19 protein-coding genes are annotated in these 17,313 nt (G+C 62.2%); 8 read left to right on the top strand and 11 right to left on the bottom strand.

Annotated elements, in window-relative coordinates; all coding sequences use genetic code 11:
• From AC2FMD_RS16400 to AC2FMD_RS16390, 3 genes are all read right to left on the bottom strand, one after another.
• Positions 1-111 (bottom strand): GTP-binding protein (locus AC2FMD_RS16400; RefSeq protein ID WP_170744588.1); only part of this gene is annotated, 111 nt, incomplete at its 3' end.
• Between the two features lie 112 nt (positions 112-223).
• Positions 224-814 (bottom strand): hypothetical protein, encoded by a 591-nt coding sequence (locus AC2FMD_RS16395; RefSeq protein ID WP_496688836.1) that lies wholly within the window; start codon positions 812-814, stop codon positions 224-226.
• A 100-nt stretch (positions 815-914) separates the two neighbouring features.
• Entirely contained in the window at positions 915-3,263 is a 2,349-nt protein-coding gene (locus tag AC2FMD_RS16390) for a DNA topoisomerase IV subunit A (RefSeq protein ID WP_496741933.1), read from the bottom strand.
• 200 nt (positions 3,264-3,463) lie between these two features.
• Here AC2FMD_RS16390 and AC2FMD_RS16385 point away from each other — a divergent pair, with 200 nt between their 5' ends.
• The 6 genes from AC2FMD_RS16385 to AC2FMD_RS16360 all read left to right on the top strand — a co-directional run bounded on the left by AC2FMD_RS16385 (position 3,464) and on the right by AC2FMD_RS16360 (position 7,833).
• Positions 3,464-4,081, top strand: a complete 618-nt coding sequence (locus tag AC2FMD_RS16385) for an SH3 domain-containing protein (protein WP_496795248.1) — start codon at positions 3,464-3,466, stop codon at positions 4,079-4,081.
• A gap of 69 nt (positions 4,082-4,150) precedes the next feature.
• Entirely contained in the window at positions 4,151-4,978 is an 828-nt protein-coding gene (locus tag AC2FMD_RS16380; protein WP_496741935.1) for an SDR family NAD(P)-dependent oxidoreductase, read from the top strand.
• 79 nt (positions 4,979-5,057) lie between these two features.
• Positions 5,058-5,261 (top strand): twin transmembrane helix small protein, encoded by a 204-nt coding sequence (locus tag AC2FMD_RS16375; RefSeq protein WP_040634599.1) that lies wholly within the window; start codon positions 5,058-5,060, stop codon positions 5,259-5,261.
• Positions 5,262-5,834 carry a cob(I)yrinic acid a,c-diamide adenosyltransferase gene (locus AC2FMD_RS16370; RefSeq protein WP_496688832.1) on the top strand — a complete coding sequence of 191 codons (573 nt, stop codon included), beginning with the start codon at positions 5,262-5,264 and terminating at the stop codon, positions 5,832-5,834.
• Between the two features lie 311 nt (positions 5,835-6,145).
• Positions 6,146-6,904 carry an electron transfer flavoprotein subunit beta/FixA family protein gene (locus AC2FMD_RS16365; protein ID WP_496679244.1) on the top strand — a complete coding sequence of 253 codons (759 nt, stop codon included), beginning with the start codon at positions 6,146-6,148 and terminating at the stop codon, positions 6,902-6,904.
• Complete coding sequence (locus AC2FMD_RS16360; protein WP_496679245.1) at positions 6,904-7,833, top strand: electron transfer flavoprotein subunit alpha/FixB family protein; 930 nt, start codon at positions 6,904-6,906, stop codon at positions 7,831-7,833. Before AC2FMD_RS16365 ends, AC2FMD_RS16360 begins: the two co-directional genes overlap by 1 nt.
• Positions 7,834-7,882: 49 nt before the next feature.
• Here the strand turns inward: AC2FMD_RS16360 and AC2FMD_RS16355 are convergent, their stop codons facing one another.
• Positions 7,883-8,704: a DUF6473 family protein gene (locus AC2FMD_RS16355; protein WP_496795247.1), complete on the bottom strand. Its 822-nt coding sequence runs from the start codon at positions 8,702-8,704 to the stop codon at positions 7,883-7,885.
• A 166-nt stretch (positions 8,705-8,870) separates the two neighbouring features.
• On the opposite strand from AC2FMD_RS16355, the gene AC2FMD_RS16350 reads away from it, so the two are divergent.
• Complete coding sequence (locus AC2FMD_RS16350; RefSeq protein ID WP_496741941.1) at positions 8,871-9,746, top strand: 3-hydroxybutyryl-CoA dehydrogenase; 876 nt, start codon at positions 8,871-8,873, stop codon at positions 9,744-9,746.
• Positions 9,747-9,826: 80 nt separating this feature from the next.
• On the opposite strand, the gene AC2FMD_RS16345 is transcribed toward AC2FMD_RS16350, so the two are convergent.
• From AC2FMD_RS16345 to AC2FMD_RS16315, 7 genes are all read right to left on the bottom strand, one after another.
• Complete coding sequence (locus AC2FMD_RS16345) at positions 9,827-10,726, bottom strand: lysophospholipid acyltransferase family protein (protein ID WP_496741943.1); 900 nt, start codon at positions 10,724-10,726, stop codon at positions 9,827-9,829.
• Positions 10,727-10,763: 37 nt separating this feature from the next.
• A complete protein-coding gene (locus AC2FMD_RS16340) occupies positions 10,764-11,033 on the bottom strand; it encodes an HPr family phosphocarrier protein (protein ID WP_040634596.1) in 270 nt (89 codons plus the stop codon).
• Positions 11,034-11,050: 17 nt separating this feature from the next.
• A complete protein-coding gene (locus AC2FMD_RS16335; protein ID WP_496679251.1) occupies positions 11,051-11,443 on the bottom strand; it encodes a PTS sugar transporter subunit IIA in 393 nt (130 codons plus the stop codon).
• Entirely contained in the window at positions 11,440-12,321 is an 882-nt protein-coding gene (gene rapZ, locus AC2FMD_RS16330) for an RNase adapter RapZ (RefSeq protein WP_496711232.1), read from the bottom strand. The genes AC2FMD_RS16335 and rapZ overlap by 4 nt, the downstream gene beginning before the upstream one ends.
• Positions 12,318-12,788 carry an HPr kinase/phosphorylase gene (locus tag AC2FMD_RS16325; protein ID WP_496711231.1) on the bottom strand — a complete coding sequence of 157 codons (471 nt, stop codon included), beginning with the start codon at positions 12,786-12,788 and terminating at the stop codon, positions 12,318-12,320. The genes rapZ and AC2FMD_RS16325 overlap by 4 nt, the downstream gene beginning before the upstream one ends.
• Before the next feature lie 3 nt (positions 12,789-12,791).
• The gene (locus AC2FMD_RS16320; protein WP_496742048.1) at positions 12,792-14,477 is read right to left on the bottom strand and encodes an ATP-binding protein; all 1,686 of its coding nucleotides are present in this window, start codon (positions 14,475-14,477) and stop codon (positions 12,792-12,794) included.
• A 61-nt stretch (positions 14,478-14,538) separates the two neighbouring features.
• Positions 14,539-15,243 (bottom strand): response regulator, encoded by a 705-nt coding sequence (locus AC2FMD_RS16315; RefSeq protein WP_496679258.1) that lies wholly within the window; start codon positions 15,241-15,243, stop codon positions 14,539-14,541.
• Between the two features lie 339 nt (positions 15,244-15,582).
• On the opposite strand from AC2FMD_RS16315, the gene AC2FMD_RS16310 reads away from it, so the two are divergent.
• On the top strand, positions 15,583-17,181 hold the full coding sequence (locus tag AC2FMD_RS16310; RefSeq protein ID WP_496688821.1) for a phosphoenolpyruvate carboxykinase: 1,599 nt from the start codon (positions 15,583-15,585) through the stop codon (positions 17,179-17,181).
• Positions 17,182-17,313: the final 132 nt, after the last annotated feature.

The raw sequence follows: 17,313 nt of genomic DNA, 5'->3' as shown, positions 1-17,313 counted from the left end.
GCCGAAATACTTGGTGATCGCTGCGGTCAGCGTCGTCTTGCCGTGGTCAACGTGGCCAATCGTGCCGATGTTGACGTGCGGTTTTGTACGCTCAAACTTTTCCTTTGCCATTCCTCAGGCGCCCTTTGCGGTTTGGGGGACCCTTGGTCCCGGTTTGCATCTGCGCGCGCGAGATATTGGGTTCACAACGGAAAATCAAGCACAACCATCAGGAAAACGGGCGTCAGGCCGGATTTTGTATAGCCTCGCCCGACTCAAGCGGCTGGATCAGCCCCGGCCGCGGGTCGAACCAACCGTTTTCTTTGTGTTCTTCGGCCAGCCATTCCTCGACCCGGTCGGCGATCTTGAGGGCCAACCCGCTCATCTGCTCTTCGCGGGTGCGGCTGTTGCCCGACCCCACGACCGCACTGTCACTGGTGGTGTCTTCCAGCACTTGGAATTGCTTGCCCTTGGCCAAGAACTGCTTATTGCCCACATCATAGACATTGACCAGGACGATGGCGGTGCTCTTGGGGTTGTAAATCACCGGGATGCCCGGCGGCGCCAGCATGTACCCTTCGAGGCTGATGCCGATATCATATTCCTGGGTGCCCTGATACCGGCCCAGCCGGATGTCCACTGCCTTCTGGATCGCATCCACCCATTCCTGCGGGGTCGCGTCCCGGCTCACCGGTCCTTGTACCGCCTTTTCCGCATAGGCATAGTTGACCCGCAGCTTGAAGGCGCCAAGGTCCTCGGGCGCCTCGTCAACCAACGTCTGGGTGCAGGCCCCGATCATGGCCAGTCCGGCGAAAAGTATCAGCAGTTTGCGCATGGGTTCCGTCTCGATAGGGCCTGTTTTTTCCTGATCTAGCGCACCGATGCGGCCTGTGCCAAGCCGTATCGGCAGTTTTCGCCTGCAGGCCGCAACCGCATCACGAGAACTTGTAGTCGCGCGGGAAGCCGTAGGGCGGCTTTTTCCCGACGCTGGCCCGCTTGGCCAGCCACGGCGACATGTCCGGCTCGTGCCGGGTCTTGTCGCCGCCCATCGACCATTTCAGACCCTCTTCCCAGTTGAAGGTGGTCAGGTCGGACAGGCCGCCATCCAGTTCCAGAGTGCCCTGCCGGCCCCGCGCCATGTTGTATTTCTGCAGACGCACGCCCTTGCCCCGCGTCATCTCGGGCAGTTCCGAGACTGGGAATACCAAGAACTTGCCGTTCTGCGACACCACGGCGACGTGGTCGCCCGCGACCGGTTTGCAGATCACCGCGCGCTCGTCATCCTTGACGTTCAACACTTGTTTGCCGTTGCGGGTCTGGGCCAGAACCTCATCCTCGGGCACGATGAATCCGTTGCCCGCATCCGAGGCCACAAGCAGCTTGCGCCCCGGCTTGTGGATCAGGATGTCGACGATCTGCGCCTCGTTGGGCAGATCGACCATCAGGCGCAGCGGCTCGCCCATGCCCCGCCCGCCGGGCAGGTTCGCGGCGCTGACCGTGTAGACCCGCCCGTTCGAGGCAAAGATCAGCAGCCGGTCGGTGGTTTCCGCGTGGAAGATGAAACGCGGCCCGTCGCCGTCCTTGAACTTCAGTTCGCGGTTCAAGTCGATATGGCCGGTCATCGCGCGGATCCAGCCCATCTGCGAGCAGACGACCGTGATCGGCTCGCGGTCGATCATCGCCTCGAGCGGCACCTCTTCGACCGCGCCGGCCTCGGCAAAGCGGGTGCGGCGGGCACCGCCCTCGTAGTCCTTGCCGAACTTCTTCTTGGTCTCCTTGATCTGCTCGGCGATCCGCGCCCATTGCAGGGACTCGTCGGCCAGCAGATCCTCGAGATCGGCGCGTTCCTCCATCAGTTTGTCGCGCTCGCGGATCAGCTCCATCTCTTCCAGACGGCGCAGGCTGCGCAGGCGCATGTTCAGGATCGCGTCGACCTGAACCTCGGACAGCTCGCCATCGCCCGGCGCGGGCGAGACATAGTCGGCCTCGCTGGTGGCGCGGACATGGTCGATGCCCCAGTTCTCGCGCATCAGCGCGGCCTTGGGGTCGTCGTCATAGCGGATGATGTCGATCACCCGATCAAGGTTCAGGAAGGCGACGATGAAGCCCTCCAGCACCTCCAAACGGTGGTCGATCTTGGCCATCCGGTGACGCGAGCGGCGCAGCAGCACCTCTTGCCGGTGGTCGAGGAAGGCGCGCAGCACCTCCTTCATCGAGCAGACCTTGGGCGTCACCCCGTCTATCAGCACGTTCATGTTCAGGCTGAACCGCAGCTCGAGATCCGAGTTGCGGTAGAGCATGTTCATCAGCACCTCGGGGTCCACGTTTTTCGAACGCGGCTCGAGGATCAGGCGGATGTCGTCGGCGGATTCGTCGCGCACATCGCCCAGGATCGGGATCTTCTTGGTCTGGATCAGCTCGGCGAGCTTTTCGATCAACTTGGATTTCTGGACCTGATACGGGATCTCGGTGACCACGATCTGCCACTGGCCGCGGCCCAGATCCTCGATCTGATACTTGCAGCGCAGCCGGAATGATCCGCGCCCGGTGCGATAGGCCTGTGCGATGTTCTCGGGCGGCTCGACGATCACGCCACCCGTCGGGAAATCCGGCCCCGGCACATAGTTCAGCAGCGTGTCGTCACGTGCGTCGGGCGTCTTGATCAGATGCAGGCAGGCGTCGCACAGCTCGGCGATGTTGTGCGGCGGGATGTTCGTGGCCATGCCCACGGCGATCCCCGACGCGCCATTGGCCAGCAGGTTTGGGAAGGTCGCCGGCAGCACCACCGGTTCCTGCAGCGTGCCGTCGTAGTTGTCGCGAAAATCGACCGCATCCTCGTCGAGCCCCTCCAGCAACGCCTCGGCAACGATGGTCATCCGTGCCTCGGTATAGCGCGAGGCCGCCGGGTTGTCGCCGTCGATATTGCCGAAATTGCCCTGCCCGTCCACCAGCGGGTAACGGACGTTGAAATCCTGCGCCAGGCGCGCCATCGCGTCATAGATCGCGGCGTCACCATGCGGGTGGTAGTTACCCATCACGTCGCCCGAGATCTTGGCCGACTTGCGGAACCCGCCCGAGGAACTGAGTCGCAACTCGCGCATCGCGTAGAGGATTCGCCGGTGAACCGGCTTCAATCCGTCACGCGCATCGGGCAAGGCCCGGTGCATGATGGTGGAAAGCGCATAGGTCAGATAGCGCTCGCCAATTGCCCGGCGCAGCGGCTCCGCCACCTCGCCCCCCGCGTCGGGGGCCTCCATATTGGGGTCGTCGATCGTGTCGTTCATAGATGATGTGATACGATGCCCGACGCCCTTGGTAAAGCAATCAGCGCATATTTTGCTGGGGACAAGTCCGGCTTTTTGCAACAGGGGGACCCAACCCCGCGATTTCCCCCGACTTTCGACTCGGGCGCGCGATTATGGTAGTATCTCAACCATTGAATGCTGCCGATTTCTTTGTTGATGCGATTGCCGGGGGATGCGCCATGACGCGCCTGATTGTTGTTACCTTCGCCGCCTTGGGCTGGGCCTTCTTCGTGATGAGCGGAGGCCCCGATTTCGAGCCGCGCGGCACACGCGCTGCCACGCACAGTCTGGTTACCCAAGCCCGAACCGCTGACCGCTTGGTCGCCGCGAAGCCGAAGGAGCTTGTAACCCGCGCCGTTGCGCGCCCTGCAAAACCGGTCGAGCCAAGGCCCGAGCCGCTGCCCGTTGCGCAGACACCCGATGCAAGCGCCGTGTTGGCGCAGGTCGCCGCCGGAATGGGCGCGTCCCTTGCGGGCCTGGAAAGCCAGGGCCAGACCTTCTCGCTGGCATCGCTTGATGAGACCCCACCCCCGGCGCTGCGCGAGACGCCCGTCGGCCCCGAGGCCACACCAACCCAAGTGGCACCCGCACCCAAGGACATTCGCGAAGTGTCCGGCACACGAGTAAATATGCGCGACGGCCCGGGCACGATCTATCCGATCATCGGCAAGGCCCGGATGGGCCAGAAGGTCGAAGTGCTGAGCGACTCGGGCACCGGCTGGCTGCGCCTGCGCGTGTTGCCCGAGCAACAGGTCGGATGGATTTCCGCCTCATTGATCCGCAAAACCGCGAATTGACGCGATGCCGTCATTGCCCTGCCATGTTCCCCGCAATAGCTGTTGCTGACGGAAAGCCACGGGAGCGATATGCAGAAATCCATCCTCATTACCGGGTGCTCCTCGGGTATCGGGCTGGACGCGGCACACGGAATGCGTGCACGCGGCTGGCGCGTTTTTGCCGCGTGTCGGCAGCAGCGCGATTGCGACCGCCTGCGTGCCCAAGGCTTTGACAGCCCACGCATCGATTATACCGACACCGCCAGTATAACGGCCGGACTTGCCGAGGTTTTGGAGGCCACGGGCGGCGCGCTGGATGCGCTGTTCAACAACGGAGCACATGGGCTTCCCGGCGCCGTCGAGGACGTACCGACCGAAGGCCTGCGCCATATCTTCGAAACCAATGTATTCGGCTGGCACGAACTGACGCGTCAGGTGATTCCCGTCATGCGTGCGCAGGGGCATGGCCGCATCGTCCAGAACTCGTCGGTTCTGGGGCTGGTCGCCTTTCCGTGGCGCGGTGCCTATGTGGCCACGAAATACGCCATCGAAGGCCTGACCGACACGCTACGGCTGGAACTGCGCGACACCGGCATCAAGGTCATTCTGATCGAACCCGGCCCGGTCACCTCGAAGCTGCGCGAGAAGGCCATTCCGATCTTCGAACGGTTCATCGACTGGGAAAACTCGGCCCTACGCGAGAAATACGAGGGCGCGCTGCTCAAACGGCTCTACGAGGACAGCGGCCCCGACCGGTTCGAGTTGCCCGCCTCGGCCGTAACGAACAAGCTGGCGCGCGCGCTCGAGGCGAAATCGCCCAAGGCGCGCTACTATGTCACGACACCCACTTACATTGCCGGCTATCTGCGGCGCGTGCTGCCGACCGGCGCCATCGACCGGATCCTGTCCCGCATCTGAGGCGAAATTACCCGTTCGCTTTTACCGCCTGTCCGGCTAGATGGTTCGGCAACGGAACAAAGGCGCGAATGGGGGCGAAATGGATATCTTGATGGGTGTGCTGCTTTTGGCGATGGCGGCGGTCGTCGTCGTGCTGGCGCTTGGTGTGGCCAATTTCGGCAAGGGCGGCATGGAGGCCGCCAAGAAAAGCAACAAGATGATGCGGCTGCGCATCCTGTTTCAATTCATTGCCGTGGTGCTGATCGTGCTCTACGTCTATTTGCGTGGACAGGGAGTGCAGTAGATGGTCGTTCTGAATAAGATTTATACCCGCACCGGGGACGATGGCAAAACCGCGCTGGGCAATGGCGAACGGGTTGCGAAATACTCGGGCCGCGTGGCGGCCTATGGCACTGTGGACGAGCTGAATGCCTTTGTCGGCGTGGCTCGCACCGAGGCCGAGGGCGAGGTCGATGCGGCGCTCGCCCGCATCCAGAACGATTTGTTCGACCTGGGCGCTGACCTGTGCCGCCCCGACATGGAAAAAGACGCCGAGGCCGATTACCCGCCCCTGCGGATCGCCCCGGCCCAGATCGACCGTCTGGAAACGGAAATTGACGCAATGAATGCCGACCTCGAACCGTTGCGCAGCTTCATCCTGCCGGGCGGATCAAAGCTGGCGGCGCATCTGCATGTCTGCCGCACCGTCTCGCGGCGCGCCGAGCGCTTGGCCGTCGAACTCACCAACATGGAGCCGGTGAACGAGGCCGCAGTGAAATACCTCAACCGCCTCAGCGACTGGTTCTTCGTGGCAGCCCGCTGCGCCAACAACGGCGGCCACGATGACGTCTTGTGGGTTCCGGGCGCGAACCGCTGAAAGCGCCACAACGTCCACTGGACGGTGTGGCGACCGGAATAGCGAAGCGCCGGCCCGAAGGGCGGGCGCAAACCGCTGGAACCCGAGACTCTTGAATGCGTTTTCGCACCATCCGGCGCGACAAAACCGCCCATCGGCCGGGTAACAATATTTCGTTCCTTCACGTCAAAAAGCGTGAAACGCGACGTCCCCACGACATGACGTGACGATTTTGCCCTGTCCCGACGCCCCGCAAGGCGCTATCTAGGCCGACGAGAGCATTGGTGGAGTCGCATTGCGGCTTGCCGTTTTTGTAAGGAGCGTACGCAAAAATGAAGGTACTTGTGCCTGTCAAGCGCGTGATCGACTACAACGTGAAAGTTCGCGTCAAGGCGGACGGCAGCGGTGTTGATCTCGCCAATGTCAAAATGTCGATGAACCCGTTCGACGAGATTGCCGTCGAAGAGGCGATCCGCCTGAAAGAAGCTGGCAAGGCCGACGAGGTTGTGGCCGTTTCGATCGGCGTCAAGCAGGCGCAGGAAACGCTGCGCACCGCGCTGGCGATGGGCGCAGACCGCGCCATTCTGGTGGTCGCCGCGGATGACGTCCACCAAGACATCGAACCGCTGGCCGTCGCCAAGATCCTGGCCAAGGTGGTCGAGGAAGAGCAGCCCGGACTGGTTCTGTGCGGCAAGCAGGCGATCGACAACGACATGAACGCCACCGGCCAGATGCTGGCGGCACTGCTGGGCTGGAGCCAGGGCACCTTCGCGTCTGAGCTGGACATCGAAGGGGACACCGCCAAAGTCACGCGTGAAGTTGACGGCGGCCTGCAGACCATCAGCGTGAAGATGCCCGCCATCGTCACCGTCGACCTGCGCCTGAACGAGCCGCGCTATGCGTCGCTGCCGAATATCATGAAGGCTAAGAAAAAGCCGCTGGATGAAAAAACCGCCGCCGATTACGGCGTCGACGTCACGCCGCGCCTCGAAGTCGTCAAGACCGAAGAGCCGCCGGCACGCGCCGCTGGCATCATCGTGGGCTCGGTCGACGAGCTGGTCGGGAAACTCAAAGAAGCGGGGGCTGTGTAATGGCTGTACTTCTGCTTGCCGAAGTCAACAATGGCGAACTGGCGATGGACGCAACCGCCAAGGCGGTCACCGCTGCCAAGCAGCTGGGTGACGTGACCGTTCTGGCCGCGGGCGGCTCGGCCGCCGCTGCCGGCGAAGCCGCCGCCAAGATCGACGGCGTGTCCAAGGTCCTGGTCGCCGAAGACCCGTCGCTGGGCCACCGTCTGGCCGAATCGACCGCCGCGCTGATCGTCAGCTTGGCCGACGGCTATGAGCATATCGTGGCGCCGGCCACCACCGACGCCAAGAACGTCATGCCGCGCGTGGCCGCGCTGCTGGACGTGATGGTGATCTCGGACGCGTCGGGCGTGGTCGATGGCTCGACCTTCGAGCGGCCGATCTACGCGGGCAACGCGATCCAGACCGTCAAGTCGAACGATCCCAAGAAGGTCATCACCTTCCGCACCGCCAGCTTTGATGCGGCCGGCGAAGGCGGCTCGGCCCCGGTCGAGACTGTATCGGTCGGTGAAAACCCCGGCCTGTCGGAATGGGTCGAAGACAAGGTCGCCGAAAGCGACCGCCCCGAGCTGACCTCGGCCAAGGCCGTGGTGTCGGGCGGCCGCGGCGTCGGCTCGGAAGAAGACTTCAAACTGATCGAAGCCCTGGCCGACAAGCTGGGCGCGGCGGTTGGTGCCTCGCGTGCCGCAGTTGACTCGGGTTATGCCCCCAACGACTGGCAGGTGGGTCAGACCGGCAAGGTCGTGGCACCGGATCTATACATCGCGGTTGGCATCTCGGGCGCGATCCAGCACCTGGCTGGCATGAAGGATTCGAAGATCATCGTCGCGATCAACAAGGACGAAGAGGCTCCTATCTTCCAGGTGGCCGATTACGGCCTGGTCGCCGACCTGTTCCAGGCCGTGCCGGAGCTTACCGAAAAGCTGGCCTGAAAAAGCCCGACTTCGAAACGATCAAGGCCCGCCGATTGGCGGGCCTTTCTCAGTCCAGATCCCGGATCGCGGACAGCAACCGCTCGGCAATGGCGCGATACGTGGCCGGTCCGATCATGTACTCCGCCATCGGCTGCTGCATCGTGCCAAAAAGCATATCCTCGAGATCGTCAGACTCACCCGATGGGCGCACCTCCATCTCGATCTTCCCAGCACAGTGCCGCGCCAGTTCCGAGACCATTGAGGCGGAGACCTGCACCGTTTCCGGCAGGCTGAGGTGCTGCGCGTCGGGGCTGTGCACGATGTCCAACCACAACAGCACGACCGGCGGTTTTACCTGGGTCAGAAAATCGCTCAGCTTGGTCAGCCACCCCCGCCTCAGCGAGTCTGTCACCATTTCGAAGCGGGCATCCTGAAACTCGGCCAGTCGCAAAATCAGATGTCGGACGAAGTGGATTTCGGCGAAATCCACCTCGGGGTAGAGCGCGCGCAGATCCGCAGTCGCTTCAAGCACCCTGTCATTGCGCCGGACGTGCACCCTATAGAAAGGGTTGGTTTGGCCCAGAATCCCCGGCAGCTGCAAAACACATGTCTTGGCGTTGTTCATTAGGTCCAGCAGACAGGTGTCCAGCGTCAGCCCGTCGACTCCGCAAAACAGGCTGCCTAGGTTGATGCATGGCATGTCGAGCTTGTCGTCGAGGACAGACGGAAATGGGCGCGCAACGAAACGGCCAAAGGTTTCATCGGCGCCAACGCAGGCCAGATATGGTCGGTCCAGTGCCAGTTTTGGCCCGCGATACCATCGCTCCGAGCCTGCATAGCGGCACAGCGGCTCTTCGGCGCTCAGCGCGCCGGATTCGTGATAACTCATGTCATCCACCCAATTTCTTCACCCGGATGCCATTGTCGGGCCACAGGTACTAAGAAAATCTCAATGATCGACTTTTACGCGAATTCTACAGGTCACTGCCCCTTGCCGCCCTGCCCGGACTGCCGATAAGGTCGCCCCTGAACCTCAACGCAAAAGGCAGCTCAGCATGGACGTGAAATCAGTCGGAGTGATCGGCGCTGGTCAGATGGGCAATGGAATCGCTCATGTCATGGCGTTGGCTGGGTATGACGTTCTGTTGAACGACATCAGCAAAGAGGCGCTGGATTCGGCGCTTGAAACGATCAGAGGCAACATGGCCCGGCAGGTTTCGCGTGGGAAAATCACCGAGGACGACATGCAGGCGGCACTGTCCAAGATCAAGACCACGCTGAACCTGCCCGACATCGGCAAAACCGACCTGGTGATCGAGGCCGCGACCGAGCGCGAGACGATCAAACAGGCCATTTTTGAAGACCTGCAACCGCACCTTCTGCCACACACAATTCTAACGTCGAACACCTCGTCGATTTCGATCACGCGGCTGGCCAGCCGGACAGACCGGCCGGAACGTTTCATGGGCTTCCATTTCATGAACCCAGTCCCGGTGATGCAACTGGTCGAGCTGATTCGGGGGATCGCCACCGACGAAGAGACCTTTGCCACCTGCAAGACGGTGGTGGACCGGTTGGGAAAGACCGCCGCCAGCGCCGAGGATTTTCCGGCCTTCATCGTGAACCGCATCCTGATGCCGATGATCAACGAGGCGGTTTATACGCTGTATGAAGGGGTCGGCAGCGTGCAGTCGATCGACCAGTCGATGAAACTGGGTGCCAACCATCCGATGGGGCCATTGGAACTGGCCGATTTCATCGGGCTGGACACCTGCCTGGCCATCATGAACGTTTTGCATGACGGGCTGGCAGACACCAAATACCGCCCATGCCCGTTGCTGACGAAATATGTCGAGGCAGGATGGTTGGGGCGCAAGAGCGACCGCGGGTTCTATGACTATCGCGGCGAGGTGCCCGTTCCCACACGCTGACGGAACAAGGGGGCCAGCCCCCTCGCCCGGATTTCATCCGGGCTCACCCCGGGATATTTATGGCCAGATGAACTCGAGGGTCACGAAGTGCGCGATTGGCCGAGCGCCAAGGTGTGCTGGCGCAGCCAGGCCATGAAGCCACGGGGGTCTCGTTCAAGCAGCTCCATGTCAGCATCGGAAATCGGCTCTCCGATTACCGGCGATTGCGGCTTGTTGCAGGAGCGGACGATTTCGTGCAGCAAGAGGCCCTGACGCAGAATCGGCGACAGTTTGTTGGCGATCTGGTACCAGCGGGAGTTGCTTCCCGGGAAGAAGATCGGCAGGATCTTGGCCCCGGACCGGCGGATCATCTTGGCGGTGAACACGTTCCATTCACGTTCCTGCGCAGGTCCGAACCAGGTGTCAGATGACATCACCACCCCCGATGGAAACAGGGCGACGACGCCCCCGTTCTTCAGATGTTCCATCGCCTTGGCGCGCATCTCGAGCATCTTGGGTTGGGCTTCAGGGTCATGCGGGAACGGCACCGGGATCATGAAGGAGGTCGCCGCCTCGTCGAGCCCGGTCAAGACTGAGCGGGTCAGGATACGATAGTCCTGGCGAACGCGACCGATAAGTTCTGCCAGGATCATGCCATCCACCATCCCGTGCGGGTGGTTGGCGACAACCACGACCGGGCCTTCCTTGGGAATGCGCGCGATCTGGTCCTCGGGCGTGGTCAGGTCGATGCCCATGGTCCTGAGCGCGCCGCCCCAGAACTTCTGGCCACGGTAGTTCTCGTTCTGCTTTTCGAACTTGTTAACCATCCGCAGGATGGTGAGCTTGCCCGTGCACCACTCGATCGCCTTGATCGCGGTCGCGGTCCAGGGATCGTCGAAAGAATTTGCGTAGGTCAGCGTTCTGCGGTCGTAGACTTCGCCCTGTTGCGACGCCCCATCCGCAACCGGGCTTGTCTTGGTTTCGTGCGTGGTTTCCGCCAATTCCTGGTCTTCCCGTTCCTGTGTCGCGGTGCCGGGCTCAGTACCCTTCGCCGAACTTGTCGTTCACCAGGGCTTCCAACGCATCCGCCAACGCCTCAGCATCCGGCCCGGACGTTTCGACGTCAATAGTGGTTCCGCGCGAGGCTGCCAACATCAAAAGCCCCATGATGCTGTCGCCCGAAGCGGACAAACCGTCCTTCGACACCTCGGCGCGGGCGTCAAAGCCTTCGACCACCTCGACCAGCTTGGCCGACGCGCGCGCGTGCAGCCCTTTTTCATTGATGATTTTCAAAGTTCTGGTGGCCATGTCCATTCGATCCGGTCTCAGTCCAGCGTCACATTTTGCGTATTGATGTACTTTCGTCCAGCCTCCATCGCCTGGCGAACGGCATCGCCTACGGGCAGGTGGCGGCTTTTGGCCAGCTTGATCAGCATCGGGAGGTTGGCTCCGTAGAGGATTCGCCGGTCCTGCGGCGCACAGGCCCGCAGGCTGAGATTCGATGGACTGCCCCCGAACAGATCGGTCACGACGACCACGCCATCGCCGACATCCACCGCATCGGCAGCGCGGCAGATCTCGGCCTGTTTTTCCTCGCGGTCATGATCCGGCTCGATCGCGATCGCCACCAGCCCGGGTTGCCGGCCTACGACATGCTGCATGGCCGCCAGGTATTCCTGTGCCAATCCCCCATGCGCCACGATTACAATTCCGATCAATCCGGCCTCACATTCAACGATCGACGTTCCATTTCCCGGTGCCTAGTTGCCACCGGCTGGCCCCTGTCCGCAAGGGCCTTTGCAACGGCCTCGGCCACCGCGACCGACCGATGCTGCCCTCCGGTGCATCCGAAGGCGACCGACAGATGCGCCTTTCCTTCGGCCCGAAAGGCCGGCAGCAGAACCTGCAGCAGGTCGACGACCCGCTCGAAAAACGGAGCATAGTTCATGTCAGACTGTACATAGGCTGCCACGTCCGGATTTCGACCATCGGCCGAGCGAAGTTCGGGGCGCCAATAGGGGTTGGCCAGAAACCGGCAGTCGAACACCATATCGAGCCCCCGGGGCAGCCCCCGCTTGTATGAGAACGACTCGATCGAAACCGCAAGGTGTCGCCCCCCTTCCGGGGCGAACCAGCGTTCGACCTCTTCGCGCAGCTGATGGATGTTCAGCGTGCTGGTATCGATCAGAGTATCCGCGACCTCTCGGATGGGGGCCAACAGCTCTTTTTCCTGGTGGATGCCGGTTTCGGGGCTGGCATCCGCCGCGACCGGATGGCGTCGCCGGGTTTCCGAAAACCGCCGCAGCAGCACCTCGTCGCTGCAATCCAAGTACAGCGTGGTCAGATCCACCTGCGCCATACGACCCAGCTTGGCGACCAGTTCGATGAAGCCGATGGTCGAGAAATCACGGTTGCGCGCATCGATGCCCAACGCAAGGGGGCGGGTGGGGCCGGGCCCCTCCATCAACCGCATGAGCAGACCCATGGGCAGGTTGTCGATGGCCTCATAGCCCAGGTCCTCAAGCACGTGGATGGCGGTCGAACGCCCGGCTCCGGAGGGGCCGGTCACCAGGACAACGCGGCGCTGCGTGTTCATTTGCTGGGCCATTGCGGGTCGACTCGTCCCATCTTCATCAGTTGCATCAAGGCTGCCGCCAGATTGGGCGTGTCGGCGGCCCGAAGCAAGGGCAAGGACTGCCCCAACAGAGGAAACCGCATCGGTTCGGGCAGGCGCTTGGGTTCGGGACGGTCCAGATCGACCAACCAGCGCACGGGCGTGGCCTTGGCTACCTCGGCGCGCAGCAGCCCGATGCCGCGCGCCTCGATCAGGCCGCGTACCGGGTCAACCCCATCGGCCATCACGTGGTGCCCGTGCAGCCACAGGGCGATCCGGTCATCGCCGACCAGCCAGGCGCCATGGGCCATCATCTGCAAAGCCAGCGCGGATTTCCCTGCGCCCGAACGCCCTAGGATCAGAGCCCCGTGCCCGCCGACCGCCACGCACGAGCCATGCACGACCACCCTGCCTGCGACCGGGTCCTGCGGAAGATCTCCGACGCCCATGGGTCAGACGGGCAGGCCTACGACAAAACGCGCGCCCAGCGGATCCGATGTCGGGTCGGCGTCGGTCGGCCGGATGTTCTCGGCCCAGATTACGCCGCCATGGGCTTCGACGATCTGCTTGGAAATCGCCAGTCCCAGCCCCGAGTTGTTGCCGAAATGCTCGGGCGGGCGTTGCGAATAGAAACGCTTGAACACCTTTGTCAGCGCCTGATCGGGAATGCCGGGCCCGGTATCCTCGACCACGACCAACACCCGGTTTTCGCGCTGCCGCACCCAGACACGGATCGCGTCCCCCTTTTCGCAGAACGAAATGGCGTTGGTGATCAGGTTGACGAACACCTGGGCCAGACGCGCCTCGAGCCCGTTGACGATGATCGGCTTCGCCGGCAAATCGGTGATGTAGTCGATCCCCTTCGACCGGGCTTCCTCACCAAGATATTGTCCGATGTTGCCCAGCAGCTTGAGCAGATCGAAGGGCTGCTCCTCTTCCTTGACCAGTTCGGCATCCAGACGCGAAGCGTTCGAAATGTCGCTGACCAGCCGGTCCAGCCGCCGCACGTCATGTTCGATCACGCCCAGCAGTTTCTCGCGCTGGTCGTCGCGCTTGACCATCCGCAGGGTGCCGACGGCCGATTGCAGGCTGGCCAGCGGGTTCTTGATCTCGTGGGCGACGTCGGCCGCGAACTGCTCGTTGGCGTCGATGCGATTGTACAGCGCCGTCACCATGCCACGCAGAGCCCGGCTCAGGCGTCCGATCTCGTCCGGGCGGGCGCTGAGGTCGGGCATGCGGATGCGCCCCGGATTGACACCCGTGCCCCGATCCTTGCCCATCTCGGCCGCCGCAGCCAGATCGGCCAGCGGGTTGGCGATGGTCGAAGCCAGAACAAGACTGAGGCCGATCGAAACCAGCAATGCGACGACGAACATCTGGAGGATGCGCTCCTGCTCCTTGCGGGCCAGCGCGTCGATCTCGCCGGGCGGACCGGTGATGGCAACGGCACCGATCGGATCCCCGGCCTGCAGGATCGGCGAAGCCGAGACGATCACCGTGTCGCCCATGACGTCGCTAACCGCCTGCACCTGCAACTGGCCGTTCAGTGCGCCAGGCACGATTTCCTGAACGCGCTGGGCCAGCGTCGGGGCCTGATCCTGCGCCGCACCGGTGAAGACCTTGTACAACCCGTTCCAAACCGCGTTCAGGGCGTCACTGATCAGAGTGCTGCCCGTGGGCGCATCGGCCTCGGTCGGGATCAGCCCCGGCACCCTGGCCACGGATGATTCGCCCCGCGTCCATCCGATCAGGGTACCTGTGTCATCATAGACGAATACCTCGCCGCCTTCGGGTATGCTGAGCAACGACAGCGTGTCCTTGATGTTCAAATCCGCCGTCGCCCGAGCGCCCTCGGTCCGCCGCAGTTGGGCTTCAAAGACATTCGACACCAACTTAGCGTCGCCGATCAGGTCGCGTGCCGTCTGCTGGACCCGCTCGGCCCGGGAGTCATCCAGATACAAAAGACCGGCGACGAGGGTCACCAGGGCGATCAGGTTGAACGTGATGATCTTGCGGGCCAGCGGCGAGTTGCGCAACGTGAACAGCGTCCGGCGCGAGCGACGCGCGCGCAATTCGGCCGATTCGGGGTCCTGCGGGATGACCCAGTCATCCCCCAATACGACGCCACCGTCGCGCATTTCGCTGCCCTGCTGGGTGTCCCTCACGAAACCCAATCACCTTTGCTAAAGCCAGTCCGGCTTATTCTTCGTTGTACCGGTATCCTATGCCATAAAGCGTCTCGATGGCCGAAAATTCTGGATCGGCCGCGCGCATTTTCTTGCGCAGACGTTTTATATGGCTGTCGATCGTGCGGTCGTCCACATAGACCTGATCGTCATAGGCCACATCCATCAGCTGATCGCGGCTTTTGACGAAACCCGGCCGCTGGGCCAAGGCTTGCAGCAACAGGAACTCGGTCACCGTCAGGGACACGTCCGTGCCTTTCCAGCTGACCGCGTGGCGCAACGGGTCCATCCGCAGGTGGCCCCGTTCCATGACCTTGGTCTCGCCGGGCGCCGACGCCGACGCATCGCCCGAGATCGCTTCCTGCCGGCGCAGCAAGGCGCGGATCCGTTCGACTAGAAGACGTTGCGAGAACGGCTTTTTCACATAGTCATCCGCCCCCATGCGCAGGCCCAGAACCTCGTCGATCTCGTCGTCCTTCGAGGTCAGGAAGATGACCGGCATCTGGGTTTTCTGACGCAGACGCTGTAACAGGTCCATGCCGTCCATCCGGGGCATCTTGATGTCCAGAACCGCCATGTCGGGCAGTTTCTTGTTGAACGCATCCAGGGCGGCCTGCCCGTCATTGTAGGTTTCGACCTCGAATCCCTCGGCCTCGAGCGTCATGGACACGGACGTAAGGATATTCCGATCGTCGTCCACCAGTGCAATCTTAGACATAGGGCTGCCCTCTACCTGCTCACTGAAGTTATCTTGTGCTTTTGTAGGGCATTCTTGGCTTTTTTAAGGCCGCGAATCAATCCGGATGTACGAATCGCGCCACATTGTTCACGAAGCTGAGACAAAAAGGTCGTAACGGATGGCCGAAAGTGGTCGCGCTTTCCGACAGGAAATTCGTGGTTGCGCTAAACTTGGATGTGATGGCGCTAACTGTGCCAAACCGTCCTGTTCATGCCTTTGGCGCCCATGTTAAGACACGAGCATCCGCCGGTTTCCCGGCAAAAATGCCCCAAGTGCGCTGAAGGATGTTTTCCGGCGCCGCCACAGGAGAAGACACGCATGACATCTGGACGGGTTAACCCGCAATTTCGCCTCGAAGATCAGGGCATCGGGGGTCTGGGCAATGTCTATTACAACTTCATCGAACCGGCGCTGATCGAAGAGGCCCTCAAACGGGGCGAAGGCACGCTGGGCAACGGCGGGGCCTTCCTGGTCTCGACCGGCAAGTTCACCGGCCGCTCACCCAAGGACAAGCATGTGGTCAAGACCGACAGCGTGGCCGACAGCATCTGGTGGGAAAACAACGCCGCCATGAGCTCCGAGGGCTTTGACGCCCTTTACGACGACATGCTGGCGCACATGCGGGGCAAGGATTACTTCGTGCAGGATCTGGTCGGTGGGGCCGATCCCACCTATGCGATCAACGTGCGCATGGTCACCGAGCTGGCTTGGCACAGCCTGTTCATCCGCCACATGCTGCGCCGCCCCGACCGCGAGGACCTGGATGAGTTCGTCGCCGATTTCACCGTCATCAATTGCCCCAGCTTCAAGGCGGATCCGGCCCGGCACGACTGCCGCAGCGACACCGTGATCGCGTTGAACTTCGACCGCAAACTGATTCTGATCGGCGGCACCGAATACGCCGGCGAGAACAAGAAATCCGTGTTCACGCTGCTCAACTACCTGCTGCCGGAAAAAGGTGTGATGCCGATGCACTGCTCGGCCAACCACGCCGTCGGCAACCCGGTCGACACAGCCGTGTTCTTTGGCTTGTCGGGCACCGGAAAGACCACTTTGTCGGCGGACCCGGCGCGGGTTCTGATCGGTGATGACGAACACGGCTGGTCTGACCGCGGTACCTTCAACTTCGAAGGCGGCTGCTATGCCAAGACCATCAACCTAAACCCCGAGGCCGAACCCGAGATCTACGCGACCACCTCGAAATTCGGCACTGTGGTCGAGAACATGGTTTTTGACCCCGAGACCCGGGAACTTGATTTCGACGATGACAGCCTGACCGCGAACATGCGCTGCGCCTATCCGCTGGAATACATCTCGAACGCGTCGAAAACCGCTTTGGGCGGCCATCCGAAGAACATTATCATGCTGACCTGCGATGCCTTCGGCGTGCTGCCTCCCATCGCGCGGCTGACCCCGGCGCAGGCAATGTACCACTTCCTGTCGGGCTTCACCTCGAAGGTCGCCGGAACCGAGCGCGGCGTGACCGAGCCGCAACCCACCTTCTCGACCTGCTTCGGCGCCCCGTTCATGCCGCGCCGCCCCGAGGAATACGGTAAGTTGCTTCGCGACAAGATCGCCCAGCACGGCGCCACCTGCTGGCTGGTGAACACCGGCTGGACCGGCGGCGCCTACGGTGTAGGCAGCCGGATGCCGATCAAGGCCACCCGCGCCCTGCTGACCGCAGCTCTGGACGGCTCGCTGGCCGACGCGGAATACCGCAAGGATGCCAATTTCGGTTTTGATGTACCGGTGGCGGTACCGGGCGTCCCCGAAGTGCTGCTGGATCCGCGCCGGACATGGGATGATCAGGCCGCCTTCGACAAACAGGCCGAAAAGCTGGTGCAGATGTTCGCTGAGAATTTCGAGCAGTACCTGCCTTTCATCGACGAAGATATCCGGGCCGTGGCGATCGGCTGATACCGCGCAGACCACTTCAGCAGACGGGGGCCACGCGGCCCCCGTTCTTCGTGTGGCGGAACTCAACGGAACCTCACTATCCCTATGGTTGCAGTTCCGATGTTGCGCATACAAATGCGTTGCTTGGCATGC

Source organism: Ruegeria sp. BHSC276 (assembly GCF_059612945.1).
Note: the sequence above shows the minus strand (reverse complement) of the source record. Positions and strands in the feature narration are given on the sequence as shown.